We start from the raw sequence: 20,429 nt of genomic DNA, 5'->3' as shown, positions 1-20,429 counted from the left end.
GCTTACTGTCGGTTCCGCTCGGGCATCTCCCGTCGTAGAGTCACTTGACGCGCGACCGAGTTGAGCCGACTCCCCCTCCCCGCCCGCCTTGAGGACGGATATCGCCATGCCGCGTCCGACTGCCGCACAGCTCGCCTACGGGTCCGCCACCGTCGTGGTGTCGACGATCGCCATGCTGCTGCTCTCGCAGACGAGCACCGGGCTGGGAGTCGCGGTCATCTCCGCGGCCGCGCTCGCCCTCGGCCTCCTCGTCGCGCTCACGGTGCCGGCGCCGCGGCGGCGCGGCCGGCACGCCGTTTCCCGGGCCGCGGCGCCCGCAGCGCCCGCGCCCGCCGGGCCCGCCTCCGCGGCGGAGCCCGCATCCGCGGCCGAGCCCGCGGACATGACTGCGGCCGCCCGGGTGTCGGGTCCCCGGACGGCCGCTGCCGAACACCCCGTCCACCACGGAGCTCGGCCGAGCTTCCGCTGAGCTCGGCCGCGCTCCGCTGGGCTCGGCGGGCCGGACGCGGGACGGGCGGCCTCCCCGAGGGGAGACCGCCCGCGAGCGCGCCCGGGACATGGGGTCAGGTCGAGTCAGGCCGAGTCAGGTCGACTTGACCACCACCGTTTTGGCGACCTTGTCGTGCAGCGCCTGCTTGTAGGGCTTGTCGACGAGCATCGAGACGATCAGCGCGAGCGGCCACAGGCAGAAGCAGCACACCAGCGTCGGCACCCACAGCACGGCGGCGCGGCTGAGGGACGCGTTGGAGGGGGGCACGCTGCCGTCGTTGAGCATCGCGACGCGCAGGCCCATCGACTTCTTGCCGAGGGTCCGGCCGTCCTTCTTCGTGAACCACCAGTCGTAGCCGACGTACGCGACGATCCCGATCAGCGTCCAGAGCAGACCGCTGCCGTCGTAGGACTTGGCGATGACCTCGGTGACGTCCTCACCCTTGGACGTGTCCACCACGTACCGCTGGGTGCCGAAGGGCAGTTGGATCAGGAACAGCGGGATCGTGACGATGAGCACGTCGATGACGCGGGCGGCGAGGCGCCTGCCGAAGTCCGCGAGCGGGGGCATGCCCGCGAGCGGGTCGGGCATGCCCCCGCCGCCGCCGTACGGGTCTCCCGCGCCACCGCCGCCGTACGGGGGCGGAGGGAACCCGCCGTGGCCCGCGCCACCGCCGGGGGCTCCGGGGCCGCCAGGGCCGCCGGGGGCTCCCGGGGGCGGAGGCGGCGAGCCGTACGGCGAACCGCCCGACGGAGGTGTCGGCTCCTGGGGCTTCTTGAGGAACGGGTCTTCCTCGGGCGGCTCGCCCGGCGGCGGCTGATCGGTACTCATGGCCCGAGTCGAACCCGGCTGCCGGGACCCCGCAATGGGACCGCGTCCGTCCGGGCGACGGAGGCCGGCCAAGCGGCCTCGGGGAAGTGGGGCACGCCTCCACGCCGCCCGGTGCGGTACCTCGGCGTGCTGCCGCATCGCCCGAGTACGCCGGGCACCACCTCAGCCTCGCCGGCGTTTGAGGCGCGGGGTCTGGGGCAGAGCCCCTGGGGGCACCTCCCAGCGGTAGCTGGGGGAGGAACCCGGCTCCGCCGGGCACCGGGCTCCGCCCGGACCCTCCCCCAGACTCCGTCCGGGGGGACCCCCACTCAAACGCCGGCGAGGCTGAAGGCGCGGGTCCGCGTACGGGCGATGCGGCAGTACGGCGAGGTGCCGTGCCGGGCGGCGTGGAGGCGTGCCCCACTTCCCCGAGACCGCTCAGCGGGCTACGTACGTGCCCGCCGCCCGGTCGTGCAAAGCGCGGCGCCGGCGGCGGTCCGCGAGGGACCAGAGGCTGCCCGGGAGGCCGAGGAAGGCGTACACGAGCCAGCGGCGCAGGGCCGCGCCGAAGGTCGGCGGGCGGAGGGTCGCGGTGGCCAGGACCCGGATGCCGAGCAGCTTCTTGCCCGGGGTGCGGCCCCAGCGGGCGGTGGGCAGCACCTCGTAGAACACCCCGAAGAGCAGGACGGCGCCCAGGACGACGGCCAGGTAGCCGCCGATGGTGCCGTCCAGCAACCACACGGTGGTGGTGCGGCCGGCCCCCCGGGCCACGTCCACCTTGGCCTCCAGGTGCGAGGTGGCGCCGGGTACGAGGGGCCAGGCGGCCCCGGCCGTGACGGCGCCGAGGACGAGGGAGTCCAGCGCGCGGGCAACGGCACGGCGCACCAGCCCGGCGGGGCGTACGGCGCGCTCCGCCATGCGCTCGAACACGGCCCGCGCGGTGCGCGGCGCGGCCGGGTCCGCTGTCGCGGGGGCGGCGGGCTTCGGGCCCCCGGGAGCCTCCCGGGCAGCGGGGACCCCAGGGGTCGCGGGCGCAGCGGAACCCGCAGAGCCCGCGTAGGCCGTTCCCACCGGCGAGACCGCCGAGCCGGCCGGGGCCCCGGACCCCGCAGAGCCCGCCCGTGCCGCCGAACCGCCTGGGGCGCCGGACGCCGCGGGAGCCGCGTAGCCCGCATGGGCCGTTCCCGCCAGCGAGGCCGCCGAGACCGCCGGGGCGCCGGAGGCCACAGAGCCCGCGCGGGCCGCCGAGGCGCCTGGGGCGCCGGAGGCCGCGGGAGCCGCGTAGGCCGTTTCCACCGCCCTGGCCCCCGAGACGGCAGGGCCCGCAGGAGCCGTTCCCGCCGCCCGGGGCGCCGAACCGCCTGGGGCGCCGGACGCCGCAGGAGCCGCGTAGCCCGCATGGGCCGTTCCCGCCAGCGAGACCGCCGGGGCGCCGGAGGCCGCAGGAGGCGCGTAGCCCGAGTGGCCCGGGCCGCCGGGGGCCGCAGCGTCCGCGTAGGCCGCCCGGGCCGCCGAGACAGCCGGGGCGCCGGAGGCCGCAGAGCCCGCGTGGGCCGGTCCCGCCGGCGAGGCGGGCGAGACGGCCGGGGCGCCGCCGGGGGCCGCGTAGGCCGCGGAGCCCCCGTGGGCCGGTCCCACCGGCGAGGCGGCCGAGACGGCCGGGGCCGCAGGGGCCGTTCCCGCCGCCCGGGGCGTCGAGACGGCAGGGGGCGCGGGGGTCGCAGAACCCGCGTAGGCCTCAGAGCCTCCGTGGGCCGGTCCCGCCGGCGAGGCCGAGACGGCTGGGGCGCCGGAGGCCGCAGGGGACACCGGGGCCGCGTAGGCCGTTCCCGCCGCCCGGGGCGCCGAGGCGACGGGGGTTGCGGGGGTCTCCCAGGGCGCTGGCGCCTGTGAGGGCGCGGGGGCGGCAGCCGCTGGGGCGGTCACCGGCGAGGGGCGGGGGGTTGAGGCCGCCCCGGGCCAGGAGGAGGTGAGCCCGGACCCGCTACGGCCACCGGGGGCGTCCGGCCACGCCGGGGCGGACACGGGGGCCGGGGCGGGGGCCGGCATGGAACCGCTAAGACCGTCGGGGGCGTCCGGCCGCGCCGGGGCGGAGACCGGGGCCGGGGCCGAGGTGGGGGCCGACCCGGACCCGCTACGGCCGCCGGGGGCGGCCGGCCAGGCCGGGGCGGAGAGCGGGGTCGGGGTCGGGGTCGGGGGTTGGCTTGCCGGGGAGCGGGCCGACAGGATGCCCGGCGCCGGCCCCTCCGCCGACGGCTTACGGGCCAGCGAGACCCCGGACGGCCGTGGCGGCCGCTGGGCGGGATCCACCGCCTCCGGCGCCTCTTCCGGGCTCCCCCAGGACACCCGCGCGTCCCTGGGCCCCCCGAAGCCGTACTGGTGGGCGGGATCGGCCTGCCACATCACCGGGGCGAGGGCGATGGCCGGTTCGGGCTCCGGTTCCGGCTCGGGCTCCCGCAGCGCCTCGGTCGCCGACGTCTCGTCCAGGAACACCGGACCCGTCTCGTCCACCGGGGGCGCGGGGCGGCTCGTACCGGGAACCCAGGACAGGCCGTTCCAGTACCGGACGTAGCCGGGGATGGACGGATCGGGGTAGTAGCCCTCGCGGGCCGCGTGCTCGCCGTCACCAGGGGAGGCCGTCAATGTCCCCAACTCCGATCGTGGCTTGAGGCTTGTCCAGGGAAGGACCATAGCCAAGAACCTCGGCCCGACAGGTCGGGTAACGGGAGAATCCCAACCTTCGGGCGAACACTCCTTCCCACGGCTACTTTCAGTCAGCCGACAGAATTCGGCCAACCTCTCCTCCTCTGCCGGAAGTCGCGTCATACCCGGGCACCACCGCGCTCTCTCCTTGCGTGGGCCCGATCCAGGCCCCGTACACGCGGCACACGCCGCAGAGCACGAAGTGAGGCCGCCATGCACCACCCCGTCATCGAGCGCGAGCTGGAACTCAAGCTGGTCCTGTCCCCCGAGCGCAGCGTCCCCGTCCCCGCCCGGCTGCTCTACCTGACCGACGACCCGTACGCCGTCCACATCACCTTCCACACCGGCTCCAACGCCCCGGTCAACTGGACCTTCGCCCGTGAGCTGCTCGTCGAGGGGGTGTTCCGTCCGTGCGGCCACGGAGACGTGCGGATCTGGCCCACGAAGATCGGCGGCAAGGGCGTGCTCTGCATGGCGCTGAGCTCCCCCGACGGCGACGCCCTGCTGGAGGCCCCGGCCGACTCGGTCTCGGCCTGGCTGGAGCGCACCCTGCGCGTGGTCCCGCCGGGCACCGAGGCGGAGCGGCTCGGCCTGGACGCCGCGCTGGCCGAGCTGCTCACCCCGACCCCGGCGGACGACCTGTGGCTGCGCGACCCGTGGCCCTCGGACGAGTCCGGGGAGGGGGACCACTGAACGGCGCGGGCGGCGTGCCCGAACACCGTGAGCCGCCCGGGGGCGGCGCGGGGAGTCAGAAGAGCTTGCCGGGGTTGAGCAGGCCCAGCGGATCGAAGGCCTGCTTGACGCCGCGCTGCATCTCCAGCCCCACCGGCCCCAGTTCGCGCGCCAGCCACTCCTTCTTCAGGACGCCGACGCCGTGCTCCCCGGTGATGGTGCCGCCCAGCGCCAGCCCGAGCGCCATGATCTCGTCGAAGGACGCGCGGGCCCGGCGGGTCTCGTCCTCGTCGGCCGGGTCGAAACAGACGACCGGGTGGGTGTTGCCGTCGCCCGCGTGCGCGCAGACCCCGATGAGCAGGTCGTACGCGCGGGCGATGGCGGCCGTGCCGTCCAGCATCTCGGCGAGCCGCGACCGCGGTACGCACACGTCGTCGATCATCGTCGCCGGCCTCAGCTCCTCCAGGGCGGTCAGCGACATCCGCCGGGCCTGGAGCAGCAGTTCCGACTCCGCCTCGTCCTCGGCGGGTACGACGGCGGTCGCCCCGGCGGCCGTGCACAACTCCCCCACGGCGGCGAGGGCGGCGGGCGCGTCCGGGGTGTCGAAGGCGGCGAGCAGCAGCGCCTCGGTGGACTCGGGCAGCCCCATCCTGCCGAGGGCGTTGACGGCGCGGACGGTCGTGCGGTCCATCAGTTCCAGCAGGGAGGGGGTGAATCCGGCCTCCATGACGGCGCAGACGGCCGCGCAGGCGGCCGCGACGGAGGGGAATTCGGCGGCCAGTGCCAGTTGCCGGGGCGGCGCGGGGCGCAGCGCGAGGACGGCCCGTACCACGACGCCGAGGCTACCCTCGGAGCCCACGAACAGCCGGGTGAGGTCGTATCCGGCGACGCCCTTGGCGGTACGGCGGCCCGTGCGCAGCAGCCGTCCGTCGGCGAGGACCACGTCGAGGCCGAGGACGTACTCGGCGGTGACCCCGTACTTGACGCAGCACAGACCGCCCGAGGCGGTACCGATGTTGCCGCCGATGGTGCACTGCTCCCAGCTGGAGGGATCGGGCGGGTAGTACAGGCCCTGTTCGGCGACGGCCCGGGACAGTACGGCGTTGACCACGCCCGGCTCGACGACGGCGATCCGGTCGACGGTGTCGATCTCCAGGATGCGGTCCATCGCGAGGAGGGACAGCACGATGCACCCGTCGGAGGCGTTGGCGGCGCCCGACAGGCCCGTACGGGCGCCCTGGGGGACCACCGGGACCCGTAGGGCGGTGGCGGTGCGCAGGACGTGCTGGACCTGTTCGACGGTGCGGGGCAGGACCACGGCGGCCGGGGTGCCGGCGGCGCAGAAGCCGGCCATGTCGGTGGCGTAGGAGGCGGTGACCTGGGGATCGGTCAGGAGGGCTTCGGCGGGCAGCCCTTCGAGCAGGCTCGCGCGCAGGCGGTCGTGGAGGCCGTCCTGGACGGTGTCGTGGACGGTGTCCTGAAATGTGTCGTGGAGGCGGTCGTGCAGGCGGCCGTGGACGCGGTCCTGGACGTGGTCGTGGACGTGGTCGTGGAGCGGCGCGGAGAGATCGTCAGCCATGGGGGCAGCGTGGCAGCCGGGGCCATCGGTGTGAACACGGCCGCGACCCTCTTCGGACACCTCGGCGAGCTCTTCATATTGACGCACAGTGACCCCATGCACCGTTTCGACCGTATCGACGAGGAAGCGCAGCAGCCGGCGCCGCCCGTGACCTTCACCGGCCGCAAGACGCTCGTGGCGGCGGCGGTCGCGGTGGTCCTGATCGCGGGCGCCCTGCTGATCCGGCCCGCCGGCGCGGGCGACGACGCCCGCCCGCCGGGGCCGGGCGAACGGGCCGCCGCGGCGGTCGGGATGGGCGCCCCGGCGGCGGCGGTGGACCTGACGGCACTGATCACCGACCGGGAGAAGTGGGTCGCGGCGCACGCGGACGACGACGCGTCCTGGGCGGTGCTCGGGTCGGCGTACCTGGAACAGGCGCGCCGGACGGCGGACTCGGGCTGGTTCCCGAAGGCGGAGAAGGCGCTGAAGCGGTCGCTGGAGGTCCGCCCGGCGGAGAAGGGCAACCTGGACGCGATGACCGGCATGGGCGCCCTGGCCAACGCCCGTAGCGACTTCGGGACCGCGAAGAAGTGGGGCGAGCTGGTACGGGCGCAGGCGCCGAAGCGCTGGACGGCGTACCCCGTGCTGATCGACGCCTACACGGGGCTCGGCGACTACAAGGCCGCGCAGCAGGCGCTGGGGCGGCTGGAGGAGCTCCACTCGGGGCTGGCGGCGCGGATCAGGGCCTCGCAGGTGTTCCGGGACCGCGGCTGGCGCGAGGACGCGTGGCTGGCGATGGAGCACGCGGGGGGCGTGGCGAAGACCCCGACGGAGAAGGCCTACGTACTGTTCCGGCTCGGGGAACTGGCCTGGGAGCGGGGCGATACGGCGACGGCGCTGGGCCTGTACGAGGGCGCGTTGCGGGCGGACCCGGGGCAGGCGGGCGCGCTGGGCGGCCGGGCCCGGGCGCTGGCCGGCCTGGGGCGGGGCGGGGAGGCGGTACGGGACTACCGGCTGGCGCTGGGGCGGGCGCCGGTGCCGCGGCTGGCGCTGGAGCTGGGCGAGTTGCTGGAGTCACTGGGCCGGGCGGACGAGGCCCGCACGCCGTACGAGGCGCTCAGCGCGCTCGCGGCCCGGGGCGCCGCGGGCGGGACCAACGGGGTGAACGAGGAGGTGGTCCTCGGGCTGTTCGAGGCGGACCACGGGGACGCGAAGTCGGCGGTGCGGCGGCTCTCGGCGGAATGGGCCCGGCACAGGAGCGTGCAGGTGGCGGATGCGCTGGGGTGGGCCCTGCACAGGGCCGGGAATGACGCGGCGGCGCTGGAGTACGCGAAGACGGCGACGGACCTGGGGCTGCGGAGCGCGGAGTTCTCGTACCACCGGGCGGTGATCGAGCGGGGTCTGGGCGACGAGGCGGCGGCGCGGCGGCATCTGCAGGAGACGCTGCGCACGAACCCGGTGTTCTCGCCGGTGCGCGGGCCGCTGGCGAAGGCGGCGCTCGCGGCGATCGGGCAGCCGGCGCCGGGCGGGCCGGAGCACATGCAGCCGCGCACTCCGTGGGTGCAGCCGGAGCTGCCGAAGCCGAAGCCGCAACCGAACCCCGCGGCGGCGAAGCCGAAGCCGGGGACCAAGCCGCAGGCCGCCGCCCCGACGGCGGATCCGAGTCCGGACCCGAACCGGGCGCCGGAACCCGAGCCGGAACCGGAGCCTTCGCCTTCGCCTTCGCCTTCGGCGTACTGACCGCGATCCGTGCCGCGGGCGGGGCCGGCCGCCGGCTGGTCACCGGCCCCCGCCCCGGCCTTCCACCCTTCCCCGCAACAGCCAGGGGCCCCGCGCGGCGGGGGCCCCGGACTGTGCGGCGCGCGGACTTAGCGGACTTGGCGGAGTTAGAGGTTGCCGCGCTTCTCCTGCTCCAGCTCGATCGCCTTGAACAGGGCCTTGAAGTTGCCCTTGCCGAAGCCCATCGAGCCGTGGCGCTCGATGATCTCGAAGAAGACCGTCGGGCGGTCCTGCACCGGCTTGGTGAAGATCTGCAGGAGGTAGCCGTCCTCGTCGCGGTCGGCCAGGATCTTCAGCTCGCGCAGCTCGTCGATCGGCACGCGGGTGTCGCCGACCCACTCACCGAGCGTGTCGTAGTACGTGTCCGGAACCGAGAGGAACTGGACGCCCGCCGCGCGCATCGTGCGCACCGTCGCGACGATGTCGTTCGAGGCCAGCGCGATGTGCTGGACGCCGGGGCCGCCGTAGAACTCCAGGTACTCGTCGATCTGCGACTTCTTCTTCGCGATCGCCGGCTCGTTGATCGGGAACTTGATCTTCTTCGTGCCGTCCGCGACCACCTTCGACATCAGCGCCGAGTACTCGGTCGCGATGTCGTCGCCCACGAACTCCTTCATGTTCGTGAAGCCCATGACCTTGTTGTAGAAGGCGACCCACTCGTCCATCCGGCCGAGCTCGACGTTGCCCACGCAGTGGTCGATGGCCTGGAAGGTCCGCTTCGCCGGCTGCGGCACCACCGGCTGGGCGGCGACATAACCCGGCAGGTACGGCCCGGTGTAATCGACGCGCTCGACGAGCGTGTGCCGGGTCTGGCCGTAGGTGGCGATGGCGGCCAGTACCACCGTGCCGTGCTCGTCCTTCACCTCGTACGGCTCGTCCAGCCCGCGTGCGCCCTGCTCGACGGCGTACGCGTACGCCGCCCGCGCGTCCGGGACCTCGATCGCGAGGTCGATCACGCCGTCGCCGTGTTCGGCGACGTGCTCGGCGAGGAAGCGGCCGTGGTCCGTCGTCGGCTTGATCACCGAGGTGAAGACGAAGCGCGCGGCGCCGTTGGTCAGGACATAGCTGGCCGTCTCGCGGACGCCGTTCTCCGGTCCGGAGTAGGCGACGACCTTCATGCCGAAGGCGGTGGAGTAGTAGTGCGCGGCCTGCTTGGCGTTGCCCACGGCGAAGACGACCGCGTCCATGCCCTTCACCGGGAAGGGGTCTGCCTCACGCGCGGTGTGGGGGGTGGTGTCGAGGGTCTCAGTCATAAACGCAGAGTCCCGCCGATCCACAAGCTGCGCAATAGTTTCTCTTTCTGCTGTACAGACTGGCCAGCCCGGGCGCAGGATGACTGAGAGATCTGTGCAGTATGACCAGCCGATCGAGGGAAGGCTTCCATGGGTATCGACGAACTCGACGGGCGGCTCATCGTCCTGCTCGCGCGCGAGCCCCGGATCGGGGTTCTGGAGGCCTCGCGCCGGCTCGGCGTGGCCCGCGGCACCGTCCAGGCGCGCCTGGACCGGCTCCAGGCGAGCGGGGTGATCCGCGGGTTCGGGCCCCAGGTGGACCCGACGGCGCTCGGGTATCCGGTCACCGCTTTCGCCACGCTGGAGATCAAGCAGGGGCAGGGGGCGGACGTACGGGCCCACCTGGACGGCGTACCTGAGGTGCTGGAGCTGCACACGACCACCGGGCACGGGGACATGCTGTGCCGGCTGGTGGCGAAGTCGAACGCCGATCTCCAGCGGGTGATCGACCGGGTGGTGGGTTTCGAGGGGATCGTGCGGGCCTCGACGGCGATCGTGATGGAGAACCCGGTGCCGCTGCGCGTGATCCCGCTGGTGGAGCAGGCGGCCCAGGAGGGCTGACCCCCACAGAGCAGGGATGCAAAGAACGCGTTGCAAAGAAACCCTTGCATAGAAGTCTTTGCAACTCTACTGTGGAGCCATGCCCGAGAACGAGAACGAGAACGAGCGCCCCGCCGCGCCGAAGGTCCGCACCCTCGACGCCCGTTCCCTGCGCGGCCTCGCCCACCCCCTGCGGATGCGCATGCTGGCCGCCCTGCGCCACGACGGCCCCGCCACCGCCTCACAACTGGCGGAGCGGCTCGGGGAGTCCAGCGGGGCCACCAGCTACCACCTGCGCCAGCTCGCCGCGCACGGGTTCGTCGAGGACGCGCCCGAGCACGGCAAGGGCCGCGAGCGGTGGTGGAAGGCCGCGCACGACGGCACGCAGTTCGACGAGTCGCTGATGTACGACACCGACCCGGACACGCGCGGAGCGGCCGACGCCTTCCTCCACGAGATCGCGACGATCCACACCCAGGAGACGAGCACCTGGCTCGGCGACGCGCACAACTGGCCGAAGGAGTGGCGGCGCTCCAGCGACCTCAGCGACTTCACGCTGCGCCTGACGCCCGAGCAGAGCCACGAACTGATCCACAAGATGCACGAGTTGGTCAACAGCTACCGCGATGTGCCGCCGACCGAGGGCGCGGAGACCGTCCGCATCCACACGCACGCCTTCCCGCGCCGCGGCGCCGAGTAGCGACGCGACGCGACCCGCGCGCCCCTCCCCCCCTTCTCCATCTCCCTCCGTAGAAGGAGTCCCGTCATGCACGCCTTCACGCACGCCGAGATCCACGCCGCCCACGCCGCCGAGCTGGCCGCCGACGCCGCCGCCTGGCGCCTGGCCCGGGAGGCCGCCGGGAACGCCCCGGCCGCCCTGCCCGCCTTCCCCGCCCTGCGCAACCGGGTCGGCGAGGCCCTGGTCTCGGCCGGAATCCGGCTGATGCAGCCCGCCCACGTCCACGCCCGCATCCAGCAGCACGCCGCGTGAGCGGGCGGCGGCCCTTCACGGCCGTACTGGCCGCCAACACCATCTCCATAGCGGGGAGTTCACTCACCCTGATCGGCGTCCCGTGGTTCGTACTCCAGACCACGGGCAGCGCCGGCCGGGCCGGGGTCGTCGCCTTCTGTGCCACCCTGCCCGTCGTCATCGCCGCGCTCGTCGGCGGCCCGGTCATCGACCGCATCGGCCGCCGCCGGATCTCGGCGGTCTCCGACCTGGTCTGCGGTCTGTCGGTCGGCGCGATCCCGCTGCTGCACTACGCGGGCCTGCTGGAGTTCTGGATGCTGTGCGCGCTGATGGCCCTCGGCGGCCTCGTGCACACCCCGGGCCTGACCGCCCGTCACGTCCTGCTGCCGGACCTCGCCGCGCACGCCGGCACCACCGTCGCCCGGGCGGCCAGCCTCTACGACGCGGTCTCGCGCGGAGCCCGGATGATCGGGGCCGCGCTGGCCGGCGTACTGATCGCGGTCTTCGGGCCCGAGGCCGTCCTGCTGCTGGACGCGGCCACGTTCGGGGCGTCGGCCCTCCTGGTCACCGCGTTCCTGCGCGGTATTCCGGCCGCCGAGCCGCAACGCGCCTCCGGAAAGGTGTCGTTCTCGGTCTACCGGGCCGAACTGGCCGAAGGGTGGGACTTCCTGGTCCGCTCCCGGCTGCTGATGGGCATCACCGTGATGGTGATGATGACCAACGGCCTGGACCAGGGCTGGTCCTCCGTCCTGCTGCCGGTGCACGGCCGCGAGGCACTCGGCGGCTCCGCCACCCTCGGCCTGATGATCTCCCTCTTCGGCGGCTCCGCGCTGCTGGGCGCCCTGCTCTACGGGGCGTGGGGCGAGCGGTTCCCCCGTAGGACGGTCTTCGCGGCGGCCTTCCTGGCCTCCGGCGCGACCCGCTACGTGGTGGCCGCCGTCACCGACACCACCCTGCCGCTCGCGGTGACGATGGCCCTGGCCGGTCTGGGCGCGGGCGTGCTCAACCCGATCCTGTCCACGCTGATGTACGAGAAGGTGCCGGAGGAGCTGCGCAGCCGGGTCTCGGGCGTCACCACGGCGGGCTGCGAACTGACCATGCCGCTGGGCGGGCTCGCCGCGGGCCTGCTGGTCGACGGGTTCGGGGCCACCCGGGCGCTGCTGCTGTTCGGCGGCACCTACCTGCTCACGACGCTCGCGCCGCTGGTCTTCCCGGCCTGGCGCGCGATGGACGACCGCCGGGCGGGGCCGGTCAGCAGGACGGAACCCGCTCCCCCCGGTTCAGCGCGCGCAGAGCGTCCACGGCATCCGACAGCGAAGTGACGGGGACCAGCCGGAGCCCCTCGGGAAGCTCGGACTGGGCGTCCGAGCACTCCGCCTTCGGTACGAGGAACACGCTCGCCCCGTCGCGCCGGGCGGCCTGGGTCTTCAGTGCCACGCCGCCGACCGCGCCGACTTCGCCGTCCGCGGTGATGGTGCCCGTACCGGCGATGCTGCGGCCGCCGGTGAGGTCGCCGCCGCTGCCGTCACCGTCGAGCTTGTCGACGATGCCGAGGGAGAAGAGGAGCCCGGCGCTCGGACCGCCGACGTCGGCGAGGTTGAGCTCGACCTTCACGTCCTTCGGGTCCTTGTGCAGGTAGCCGAGGGCGGCCTGGGCGGCGTCCGACTGGGAGGTGGTCATTTCCTCCAGGTTGTGCCGCTCGATGTCCTTGTCGCTTCCGCCGGTGGGGTAGACGGCCTCCCGGGGCATGACCGCGCGGGTGCCGTCGAACCAGTGGTCGAGGAGCTCGGGCAGGTTCACGGCGGAGGAGGGGCCGGTGGCCTGGATGGTGGTCATCCGGAGCTGGCCCTTGGTCTCGCGGGTGGGGGTGCCGGTGACGGTGATGACGGGCTTGCCGTCGCGGGCGCCGAGGACGTCGGCCGTCAGCCCGGGCTGGGCGATCACGAACGGCAACGGCGCGAAGGCGACCACGACGAACAGCCCGGCCACGGGCAGGGCGCACAACCCCAGGGCGGCGGGACGCGGCAGACGTGTGAGGCGAGAGAGCACCCACCCAATCTATCCCCCCACCCCACCACCCAGCCCCGACCTCTCAGCCCCGCCGGCGTCTCCCAGCCCCGCCGGCGTCTCTCAGCCTCGCCGGCGTTTGAGGCGCGGGGTCTGGGGCGGAGCCCCAGCTCTTCCAGCCTCGCCGGCGTTTGAGGCGCGGGGCCTGGGGCGGAGCCCCGGCTCATTCAGCCTCGCCGGCGTTTGAGGCGCGGGGTCTGGGGCGGAGCCCCAGCAGCGGCGCCGCACCCGAAACCCCGGCACGCCACGGCGGCACGGCACGGCGACTCAAGCCCGATCAGGGGGCCCGGGCGCAGCCCTGCCGTGGGCCCGGGCCCGGCCCGTCAGCGGAGGGCGTCCGCGACCTCGCGGGCCGCGTCCACGACCCGCGGCCCCACCCGCTCCGGCACGGCGTCGGCCAGCATGACGACGCCGACGCTGCCCTCCAGCCCGGTGATGCCGACCAGCGGCGCGGCGGCGCCGCTGGCGCCCGCCTCCAGCTCCCCGTGGGTCAGCGTGTACCCCGGCTCGGTCAGGGTGCCCTGACGGGCCGCCAGGATGGCCCGTCCGGCCGCCCCCCGGTCCAGCGGATGGCGGAACCCGGCCCGGTAGGCCACGTGGTAGTCGGTCCAGGTCGGCTCGACGACGGCGACGGCGAGCGCCTCGGTGCCGTCGACGAGGGTCAGGTGCGCGGTGGCCCCGATGTCCTCGGCGAGCGACCGCAGCGCGGGCAGGGCCGCCTCGCGCACCAGCGGGTGGACCTGGCGGCCCAGCCTCAGCACACCGAGGCCGACGCGCGCCCGGCCGCCGAGGTCCCGGCGGACCAGGGCGTGCTGTTCGAGCGTGGCGAGGAGTCGGTAGACCACGGTGCGGTTCACACCGAGGCGGTTGGAGAGCTCGGTGACGGTCAGACCGTGGTCGGTGTCGGCGAGCAGTTTGAGGACCTTGAGCCCTCTGTCGAGAGTCTGGGAGGTTTCCGCGGTCACGACGCCTCTCCCTCTTTTTCGGTGAGCGGCGGTGACTCTCGCGGGGTGGAGCGTCGCCGGTCCCACGGCAACGCACGGAGAGGCCGCCGGTAGCGGCCATGGCACCGGCTGCGCTCCCGCGGCGGCTCTGCCACGGAGGCGTTCGATGCGGGGACATTAGCGAGCGGGTCCGCTCAGCGGAAGGGCTCGTCCAGAATCCGGGCGCCTACTGCCGCTTTATGCCGTTTTTCCTTCGAGAGCGGTGTCAATTCGTGATCTCCCGGCCCCTTCAAAGCCATCACGCCCCTTTAGGCTGATCGCGTTCAAAAACATTAGGGGGGCGGCCCCAAAAACGGCGGGCGACCGCGCGAACCGGGCCGCATGGAGGGAAAAAACCAGTGAAGTTCAAGCGTATGGCCGTCGTGGCCGCCGCGGCGGTCGTCGGACCGACGGTTCTGATGAGCACGCCCGCCATGGCCGACGAGGTCCGCAACCCGGCGGTCACGACCCCGGACTCGGCGCCGAAGGACGACGCCGCCCAGCCGGAGGCCGACCAGGCGCCCGCGGCCCCGGCGACGCAGGCCCCGGCCGCCCAGACCCCGGCCACGCAGGCCCCGAACGCGGCGAGCCCGAGGGCGGAGAGCCCGAAGGCCCCGGCCGCCCCCAGGACCGAGACCCCCGCCGCCCCGCAGCAGAAGCAGGCGCAGCCCCAGCCGCCGGAGCTCACTCTTCACGAGGAAGAAGAGGACGAGCCCGGCCAGGGCGAGGAGAAGTGGCGCGGCGGCCCGGACCTCGCGATCCAGGGCGTCCCGAAGTCCTTCACGCCCGGCGCCGCCCTGACACCGCTCACGGTGACGGTCGACGCCACCGACGAGAGCGTGGACGTCAAGGACTACGCCCTGGCGGTCGGCGTCACTGACTTCGACGGCACGCTGAAGACCCAGCAGGTCAAGGCCGAGGTGCGTGGCGCCGACGGCACGTGGAAGCCGGCCAAGGCCGTGAACCTGGACTTCGACACGAGCTCGATCGAGATCCAGTTCGCGCCGACCACGGTCAAGGCGGGCACCACCCGCACGTTCGAACTGCGCCTCGGCTTCACCGCCGACGCCCCGGACACCACGGTCGAGATCTACGGCTACGCCGAGGGCGTGGACGCCGCCGGCCGGGTCATCTCCCCGGGGGCGTTCGAGACCGCGGACATCGGTGAGGGTTCCTCCGGCGAGGAGGGCGAGCTGCCCGGTCACCTCGAAGGCCCGCAGCTGACCCTGGAAGGGGTGCCCTCCGCCGGCTTCACGGCGGGCGCGGACTGGCAGACCCTGAAGCTGACCCTCGACAACGCCGGGATCGGCGACATCGACGAGTACACCGTGGCGATCATGATGGGCCGCCCGATGGGCTACGGCCAGTTCGTGGACGCCTCGCAGGTCAAGGTCCAGGTCCGCGACGGCAAGGGCTGGCACGACATCGAGCTCGGCGGGTCCGACGAGGTCATCGGCGGCGACCTGGGCACGTACGCGTTCAAGGCGGGCGAGAAGAAGGTCGTCGAGCTGCGCATCAAGTTCGCGGCCGACACCCCGGCCGGCCGGTTCCACATCGGGACCTTCGGCTACGCGCCGCAGGAGGACCCGGAGGGCGACTTCATGTCGTCCATGTCGGCCAACCAGAAGACCAAGATCCTCGCGGCCGACCCGACCACGGGCGGCGGCACGGGCACCGGTACGGGCACGGGTACCGGCACCGGTACTGGCACCGGCACCGGCACCGGCACGGAGACCGGCACCGGCAACACCCCGACCGAGAACGGCGGCTCCACCCCGATCGGGAGCACCGGCAGCACCGGCACCGGCACCACCACCCAGACCGGCGGCGGCCAGCTCGCCCAGACCGGCGCCGACGCCGCCACCACCTGGGCGCTCGGCGCGAGCGGCGCGGCCCTCGCCATGGGCGCGGCGCTCGTCGCCGGAACCGGCCGTCGACGCCGCCGTCCGACCGCGTAAGGCCCCACGGTCGGTCACGACAGACGGGGACGGGGTCCGTGCGAACCTCCGCACGGACCCCGTCCCCGTCTCCGTAAGAACCGCCGGAGGCTACGGCGTCACCGCATCCGGGTCGCCCACTCCTGCACCTTCTTGATCCGCTCCCGCAGCTGCCCGGCCGTCGCCTCCGCGCTCGGCGGCCCCCCGCACACCCGCCGCAGCTCGGTGTGGATCACCCCGTGAGGCTTGCCGCTCTGGTGGACGTACGCCCCCACCATGGTGTTCAGCGACTTCCGCAGTTCCAGCAGCTCCTTGTGCGAGACCACCGGCCGCCGCTCGGCGGGCAGCTCCAGCAGGTCCGCCTCCCCGTCCGGCTTGCGCCGGCTGTGCGCGATCTGCCGCGACTGCCGCTTCTGCAGCAGCATCTGCACCTGGTCCGGCTCCAGCAGACCCGGAATGCCGAGGTAGTCCTGCTCCTCCTCGCTGCCGGGGTGCGCCTGCATGCCGAACTCGGCGCCGTCGTACAGCACCCGGTCGAAGACGGCGTCGGACTCCAGCGCCTCGAAGGACATCTGCTCGTCCTCGCCGGTGTCCTCGTCCTCCTGCCGGTTCGCCTCGTCCATTTCCTTCTCGGACTCGACGTACGGGTCTTCCTCACCCTGTTTCTTCGGCTTGTCGAGGACGTGGTCGCGCTCGACTTCCATCTCATTGGCAAAGCCGAGGAGATACGGAATTGTCGGAAGAAACACGGACGCGGTCTCACCGCGCCTGCGCGAACGCACAAATCGCCCGACAGCCTGCGCAAAGAACAAAGGCGTAGAAATGGTGGTGGCATAAACCCCCACCGCGAGACGCGGTACGTCGACGCCCTCGGACACCATGCGGACCGCGACCATCCAGCGGTCCCCGTTGGCGCTGAAGTCGTCGATCCGCTTCGACGCGCCCGTGTCGTCGGACAGCACGACGGTCGCCTTGGTCCCGGTGATCTCCCGGATCAGCTTGGCGTACGCGCGCGCCGAGTCCTGGTCGGAGGCGATGACGAGGCCGCCCGCGTCCGGGATGCCCTTGCGGACCTCCGTCAGCCGCTGGTCGGCGGCGCGCAGCACGTTCGGCATCCAGTCGCCGCGCGCGTCCAGCGCCGTGCGCCAGGCCTGCGAGATGGCGTCCTTGGTCATCGGCTCGCCGAGCCGGGCGGCGATCTCGTCGCCCGCCTTGGTGCGCCAGCGCATGTTGCCGCTGTACGAAAGGAAGATCACGGGCCGGACGACGCCGTCGCCGAGGGCGTTCCCGTAGCCGTAGGTGTAGTCGGCGGAGGACCGCCGGATCCCGTCGTTCCCCTCCTCGTACGCGACGAAGGGAATCGGGTTCGTGTCGGACCGGAAGGGCGTACCCGTCAGGGCCAGCCGCCGGGTCGCCGGATCGAAGGCCTCCAGGCAGGCCTCGCCCCAGGACTTCGAGTCACCGGCGTGGTGGATCTCGTCGAGGATCACCAGGGTCTTGCGCTGCTCGCAGCGGTTGCGGTGCAGCATCGGGCGCACGCCCACACCCGCGTACGTGACGGCGACCCCGTGGTAGTCCTTGCTCAGCGGCCCGGCGGAGTACTCCGGGTCCAGCCGGATGCCTATCCGGGCGGCGGCCTCCGCCCACTGCTTCTTGAGGTGCTCGGTCGGCGCGACCACGGTCACCTGCTGGACGACGTGGTGGTGCAGCAGCCACGACGCCAGCGTCAGCGCGAACGTGGTCTTTCCGGCGCCGGGCGTCGCGACCGCGAGGAAGTCGCGGGGCTGGGTCTCCAGGTACCTGTCCAGCGCACCCTGCTGCCAAGCTCGGAGCTTGCTGGCGGTACCCCAGGGCGCACGGCCGGGGAAGGCGGGTGAGAGGTGGTGGGAGGCGGTAGTAGTCACGGTCTCCGGTTCGGGCTCTCGGCGGCGGTCGTACGTAGGACAACCGGGCCACCCTACCGGTGCGGCCCCACCCCTCGCGGAGGGACGGGGCCGTGACCTCGGGCGGTGCGGCGAGCGTCACATGTGGCGCAACCGCTCGGCGATCCGCGCCACATCGCCCTCGGTGCCGGACGCGACGTCGATGACCAGGTCATAGGCGGCATCCTGATCAACTCCCCCGAGATCCACGCCGTTCAAGGCGAGGAAGGTGGCGGCGGCGAGCCAGGCCGTGCGCTTGTTCCCGTCGACGAGGGGGTGGTTCGTGGCGATCCCGTGGAGCAGCGCGGCGGCCTGCTCGTACGGATCCTCGTACGCCGGCGTCCCGAACATCCGCGCCCGCGGCCGGTGCACGGCCGACTCCAGCAGCCCGGGGGCGCGCAGTTCGACGGGCTGGTCCTGGGCGAGGCACGCGTGCCGGGCGAGATCGAGAACCTCGGCGAGCGTGAGGTGCCGGGTACTCGGCCGGGTGCTCGGCCGGGTACTCATTCGCCCAGCCTCTTCAGCAGCGCGGCGTGCCGCGACGCCAGCCGCCCGGCTTCCTCCGCGACCCGCGCCCGCTCCTGCCGCAGACAACCGCGCACGGCGTCCAGCGCCCGCTCCTCGGGCGTCCCCCCGGTGGCGTCGGCGAGATCGGCCAACTCGGCCCATTCGCTCTCGGACAACCGGATCACCAGCTCGCTCATGCCGGGAGCGTAGCGGCCCGAGGGCGACGCCTCACCGCCTTTACCACCGGCCGGGGACGCAGCCCGGCACCGCCCCACTAAAACCTGCCCGGCACACCGGCCCCGCTCAAACCTGCCCGGACCGGCGCCTGCCCAGACCGGCGCCCGCCCGGACCAGCGCCTACCCGGACCAGCGCCTACCCGGACCGGCGCCAGCCCGGACCAGCGCCAGCCCGGACCGGCGCCCCGCTCACGCCTCGGCGGCGGGAACCGGCTCCAGCCGGGTCGCGACCCATGCACCCACCAGCGCCACGCAGGCCATCGGCAGGAACACCACGACGAACGCCCCGGGGTGCGAGGCCCCGCCCCCGCCGTCGAAGGCATGCGCGGCCCCGACGGCTCCGCCGCCCAGCGCGGCGAACGCCGCCCCGCCCCCCGCCAGCAGCACGACATTGGCCAGCGCGTCGGAGATCTGCAGCGCCGCGGAATTGGCCCCCACCTCCTCCGGCGCGGACAACTGCATCAGCAGCACGCTCGTGGAACCGACCACCAGCCCCATCCCCAGGCACCCCAGCCCCCAGGCCAGCGCCAGCGTCCACACCGGCACCCACGCGATCAGCACCGCCGGCGCGCCCGCGATCGCGGCGGTGACCATGAGCATGCCCAGCACCATCAGCCGCTCCCGGTACGGCTCCATCCGCCCCTTGGACTGGATCCACGACCCCAGCGCCCACGTCACCCCGCCCAGCGCCAGCGAGAACCCGGCCAGGGTCGGGCTCAGCCCCCGCTGCGTGACCAGCATCAACGGCACGAAGCTCTCCGCCGCGATGAACGACCCCGCCGCCACCCCGCGCAGCAGCACCACCGACGGCAGCCCGCGCCGCGCCCGGTACGTCCCGCGCGGCAGCAACCCCCGTACGGCGGGCACCAGCAGCGCCGCGCCCGCGAGCGCCGGGAGCAGCGACAGCCACCGCGGGTCCTGCGCGGCGTACTGGAGCAGCCCCGCGCCGACCGAGATCCCGAGCGCCAGCCGGATCCGCCGCCGGTCGAAGGGCTCGGCCGGGGCGTCCGGATCGACCGGCCCGGACGCGCTCCTGCGTATCGCCGGCAGCGCCACCACCAGCGGAACGACCACGAGCGCGGGGATCCCGAGGAACACCCAGCGCCACCCGAGGTGCTCGGTGACCGTCCCGGAGGCCAGCGGTCCCACGATCGACGGGACCACCCAGCTCGCGGCGAAGGCCGCCATGATCGCGGGGCGCAGCCGCTCCTCGTAGGCCCGGCTCACCACGACGTAGAGCGCGACGATGACCAGCCCGCCGCCGAACCCCTGCACGGCCCGCCCGAGGACGAACACCCACATGACGCCGGCGGTGCCGGAGCACACCAGTCCGGCGGCGAAGGCCCCGATCCCGACGGTCAGCGGCCGCAGCGGGCCCTGCCGGTCGGCCCACTGGCCCGACAGGACCATGCCGAACAGGCTCGTCGTGAAGTACGCGGAGAAGGCGAAGGCGTAGAGCCCGATCCCCTCCAGCTCCCGCGCGGCCACCGGCATGGCCGTGCCCACGGCGGTCGCCTCGAAGGCGATCAGGAAGATGACGGAGATGATGCCGATGCTGAGCGTCCGGTACGCGACCCCCATGATCCCGCCGCCGCCGCTCTCCGCGGGGACCGGGACGGGTGCGGTTCGCTCGGGCGCGCGGGGTTCGAGGGCACTCATCGCCCCAGCGTAAGGTGCGTACCCCGCGATCGACCCTGTCAATTAGTCGGATCCCGCCTCGTCCCTCAGCCCTCGGCCTCCAGCCCTACGCCTATGAACCCCGCATGGCAATCACATTGCGGGGCGCGCGCATCCCTTCCCCACCCGCGCGGCCCCTCGTACGGTCTTGGACATCACCACCACCCACCGTGTGCCCGAGTGGTTGAGGGACTCGCCTGCAAAGCGGGTTACGCCGGTTCGATTCCGGTCACGGCTTCGCGGCGGGCCGCTCAGGGACAGGCGCTCCCCTGAGCGGCTTTCGCC

The 20,429-nt window shown here is 73.6% G+C and carries 18 protein-coding genes and 1 tRNA gene; 9 read left to right on the top strand and 10 right to left on the bottom strand.

Translation table 11 applies throughout. From position 1 onward, the window contains the following. The first annotated feature begins 106 nt into the window (after window positions 1-106). Complete coding sequence (locus tag MTF65_RS07025) at window positions 107-469, top strand: hypothetical protein (RefSeq protein ID WP_243627436.1); 363 nt, start codon at window positions 107-109, stop codon at window positions 467-469. 114 nt (window positions 470-583) lie between these two features. Here MTF65_RS07025 and MTF65_RS07020 read toward each other — a convergent pair whose 3' ends face one another. Further along, window positions 584-1,321 (bottom strand): RDD family protein, encoded by a 738-nt coding sequence (locus MTF65_RS07020; RefSeq protein ID WP_243627435.1) that lies wholly within the window; start codon window positions 1,319-1,321, stop codon window positions 584-586. Window positions 1,322-1,738: 417 nt separating this feature from the next. Continuing rightward, window positions 1,739-3,943 (bottom strand): RDD family protein, encoded by a 2,205-nt coding sequence (locus MTF65_RS07015; RefSeq protein ID WP_243627434.1) that lies wholly within the window; start codon window positions 3,941-3,943, stop codon window positions 1,739-1,741. A gap of 273 nt (window positions 3,944-4,216) precedes the next feature. Here MTF65_RS07015 and MTF65_RS07010 point away from each other — a divergent pair, with 273 nt between their 5' ends. Next, the gene (locus MTF65_RS07010; RefSeq protein ID WP_243627433.1) at window positions 4,217-4,696 is read left to right on the top strand and encodes an SsgA family sporulation/cell division regulator; all 480 of its coding nucleotides are present in this window, start codon (window positions 4,217-4,219) and stop codon (window positions 4,694-4,696) included. Window positions 4,697-4,751: 55 nt separating this feature from the next. Here the strand turns inward: MTF65_RS07010 and MTF65_RS07005 are convergent, their stop codons facing one another. After that, complete coding sequence (locus MTF65_RS07005) at window positions 4,752-6,254, bottom strand: FAD-binding oxidoreductase (RefSeq protein ID WP_243627432.1); 1,503 nt, start codon at window positions 6,252-6,254, stop codon at window positions 4,752-4,754. On the opposite strand from MTF65_RS07005, the gene MTF65_RS07000 reads away from it, so the two are divergent. Continuing rightward, window positions 6,177-7,973: a tetratricopeptide repeat protein gene (locus MTF65_RS07000; protein ID WP_243627431.1), complete on the top strand. Its 1,797-nt coding sequence runs from the start codon at window positions 6,177-6,179 to the stop codon at window positions 7,971-7,973. The genes MTF65_RS07005 and MTF65_RS07000 overlap by 78 nt on opposite strands. Before the next feature lie 146 nt (window positions 7,974-8,119). Here the strand turns inward: MTF65_RS07000 and hppD are convergent, their stop codons facing one another. Further along, on the bottom strand, window positions 8,120-9,265 hold the full coding sequence (gene hppD, locus MTF65_RS06995; RefSeq protein WP_243627430.1) for a 4-hydroxyphenylpyruvate dioxygenase: 1,146 nt from the start codon (window positions 9,263-9,265) through the stop codon (window positions 8,120-8,122). Between the two features lie 129 nt (window positions 9,266-9,394). On the opposite strand from hppD, the gene MTF65_RS06990 reads away from it, so the two are divergent. The 4 genes from MTF65_RS06990 to MTF65_RS06975 all read left to right on the top strand — a co-directional run bounded on the left by MTF65_RS06990 (window position 9,395) and on the right by MTF65_RS06975 (window position 12,136). Next, on the top strand, window positions 9,395-9,865 hold the full coding sequence (locus tag MTF65_RS06990; protein WP_243627429.1) for an Lrp/AsnC family transcriptional regulator: 471 nt from the start codon (window positions 9,395-9,397) through the stop codon (window positions 9,863-9,865). Window positions 9,866-9,944: 79 nt separating this feature from the next. Beyond that, the gene (locus MTF65_RS06985; protein WP_243627428.1) at window positions 9,945-10,544 is read left to right on the top strand and encodes a transcriptional regulator; all 600 of its coding nucleotides are present in this window, start codon (window positions 9,945-9,947) and stop codon (window positions 10,542-10,544) included. Window positions 10,545-10,610: 66 nt separating this feature from the next. After that, on the top strand, window positions 10,611-10,835 hold the full coding sequence (locus MTF65_RS06980; RefSeq protein ID WP_243627427.1) for a hypothetical protein: 225 nt from the start codon (window positions 10,611-10,613) through the stop codon (window positions 10,833-10,835). Further along, on the top strand, window positions 10,832-12,136 hold the full coding sequence (locus MTF65_RS06975; RefSeq protein ID WP_243627426.1) for an MFS transporter: 1,305 nt from the start codon (window positions 10,832-10,834) through the stop codon (window positions 12,134-12,136). The genes MTF65_RS06980 and MTF65_RS06975 overlap by 4 nt, the downstream gene beginning before the upstream one ends. Here the strand turns inward: MTF65_RS06975 and MTF65_RS06970 are convergent. Then, the gene (locus tag MTF65_RS06970) at window positions 12,066-12,863 is read right to left on the bottom strand and encodes a S16 family serine protease (protein ID WP_243627425.1); all 798 of its coding nucleotides are present in this window, start codon (window positions 12,861-12,863) and stop codon (window positions 12,066-12,068) included. The genes MTF65_RS06975 and MTF65_RS06970 overlap by 71 nt on opposite strands. A 341-nt stretch (window positions 12,864-13,204) precedes the next feature. After that, window positions 13,205-13,846 carry an IclR family transcriptional regulator gene (locus tag MTF65_RS06965; protein ID WP_243627424.1) on the bottom strand — a complete coding sequence of 214 codons (642 nt, stop codon included), beginning with the start codon at window positions 13,844-13,846 and terminating at the stop codon, window positions 13,205-13,207. Window positions 13,847-14,223: 377 nt separating this feature from the next. Here MTF65_RS06965 and MTF65_RS06960 point away from each other — a divergent pair, with 377 nt between their 5' ends. After that, window positions 14,224-15,822: a hypothetical protein gene (locus MTF65_RS06960; RefSeq protein ID WP_243627423.1), complete on the top strand. Its 1,599-nt coding sequence runs from the start codon at window positions 14,224-14,226 to the stop codon at window positions 15,820-15,822. Between the two features lie 98 nt (window positions 15,823-15,920). On the opposite strand, the gene MTF65_RS06955 is transcribed toward MTF65_RS06960, so the two are convergent. The 4 genes from MTF65_RS06955 to MTF65_RS06940 form a co-directional block, all read right to left on the bottom strand. Next, window positions 15,921-17,705 carry a DEAD/DEAH box helicase gene (locus MTF65_RS06955; RefSeq protein WP_243627422.1) on the bottom strand — a complete coding sequence of 595 codons (1,785 nt, stop codon included), beginning with the start codon at window positions 17,703-17,705 and terminating at the stop codon, window positions 15,921-15,923. Between the two features lie 117 nt (window positions 17,706-17,822). After that, window positions 17,823-18,230, bottom strand: a complete 408-nt coding sequence (locus tag MTF65_RS06950; protein ID WP_243627421.1) for a type II toxin-antitoxin system death-on-curing family toxin — start codon at window positions 18,228-18,230, stop codon at window positions 17,823-17,825. Continuing rightward, complete coding sequence (locus MTF65_RS06945) at window positions 18,227-18,427, bottom strand: hypothetical protein (RefSeq protein ID WP_243627420.1); 201 nt, start codon at window positions 18,425-18,427, stop codon at window positions 18,227-18,229. The genes MTF65_RS06950 and MTF65_RS06945 overlap by 4 nt, the downstream gene beginning before the upstream one ends. Window positions 18,428-18,656: 229 nt before the next feature. Further along, entirely contained in the window at window positions 18,657-20,126 is a 1,470-nt protein-coding gene (locus tag MTF65_RS06940) for an MFS transporter (RefSeq protein ID WP_243627419.1), read from the bottom strand. A gap of 184 nt (window positions 20,127-20,310) precedes the next feature. On the opposite strand from MTF65_RS06940, the gene MTF65_RS06935 reads away from it, so the two are divergent. Next, a tRNA-Cys gene (locus MTF65_RS06935) sits at window positions 20,311-20,382 on the top strand. Window positions 20,383-20,429: the final 47 nt, after the last annotated feature.

It is taken from the genome of Streptomyces sp. APSN-46.1 (genome assembly GCF_022815725.1).
GTDB lineage: Bacteria > Actinomycetota > Actinomycetes > Streptomycetales > Streptomycetaceae > Streptomyces.
Note: the sequence above shows the minus strand (reverse complement) of the source record. Positions and strands in the feature narration are given on the sequence as shown.

Bases quoted from the DNA above. Each gene is read 5' to 3' on its own strand.
- MTF65_RS07010 (WP_243627433.1), top strand. From the start codon at position 4,217: ATGCACCACCCCGTCATCGAGCGCGAGCTGGAACTCAAGCTGGTCCTG.
- MTF65_RS07020 (WP_243627435.1), bottom strand. From the start codon at position 1,321: ATGAGTACCGATCAGCCGCCGCCGGGCGAGCCGCCCGAGGAAGACCCG.
- MTF65_RS06990 (WP_243627429.1), top strand. From the start codon at position 9,395: ATGGGTATCGACGAACTCGACGGGCGGCTCATCGTCCTGCTCGCGCGC.
- MTF65_RS06940 (WP_243627419.1), bottom strand. From the start codon at position 20,126: ATGAGTGCCCTCGAACCCCGCGCGCCCGAGCGAACCGCACCCGTCCCG.
- hppD (WP_243627430.1), bottom strand. From the start codon at position 9,265: ATGACTGAGACCCTCGACACCACCCCCCACACCGCGCGTGAGGCAGAC.
- MTF65_RS07005 (WP_243627432.1), bottom strand. From the start codon at position 6,254: ATGGCTGACGATCTCTCCGCGCCGCTCCACGACCACGTCCACGACCAC.
- MTF65_RS06985 (WP_243627428.1), top strand. From the start codon at position 9,945: ATGCCCGAGAACGAGAACGAGAACGAGCGCCCCGCCGCGCCGAAGGTC.
- MTF65_RS06945 (WP_243627420.1), bottom strand. From the start codon at position 18,427: ATGAGCGAGCTGGTGATCCGGTTGTCCGAGAGCGAATGGGCCGAGTTG.
- MTF65_RS06980 (WP_243627427.1), top strand. From the start codon at position 10,611: ATGCACGCCTTCACGCACGCCGAGATCCACGCCGCCCACGCCGCCGAG.
- MTF65_RS06950 (WP_243627421.1), bottom strand. From the start codon at position 18,230: ATGAGTACCCGGCCGAGCACCCGGCCGAGTACCCGGCACCTCACGCTC.
- MTF65_RS07025 (WP_243627436.1), top strand. From the start codon at position 107: ATGCCGCGTCCGACTGCCGCACAGCTCGCCTACGGGTCCGCCACCGTC.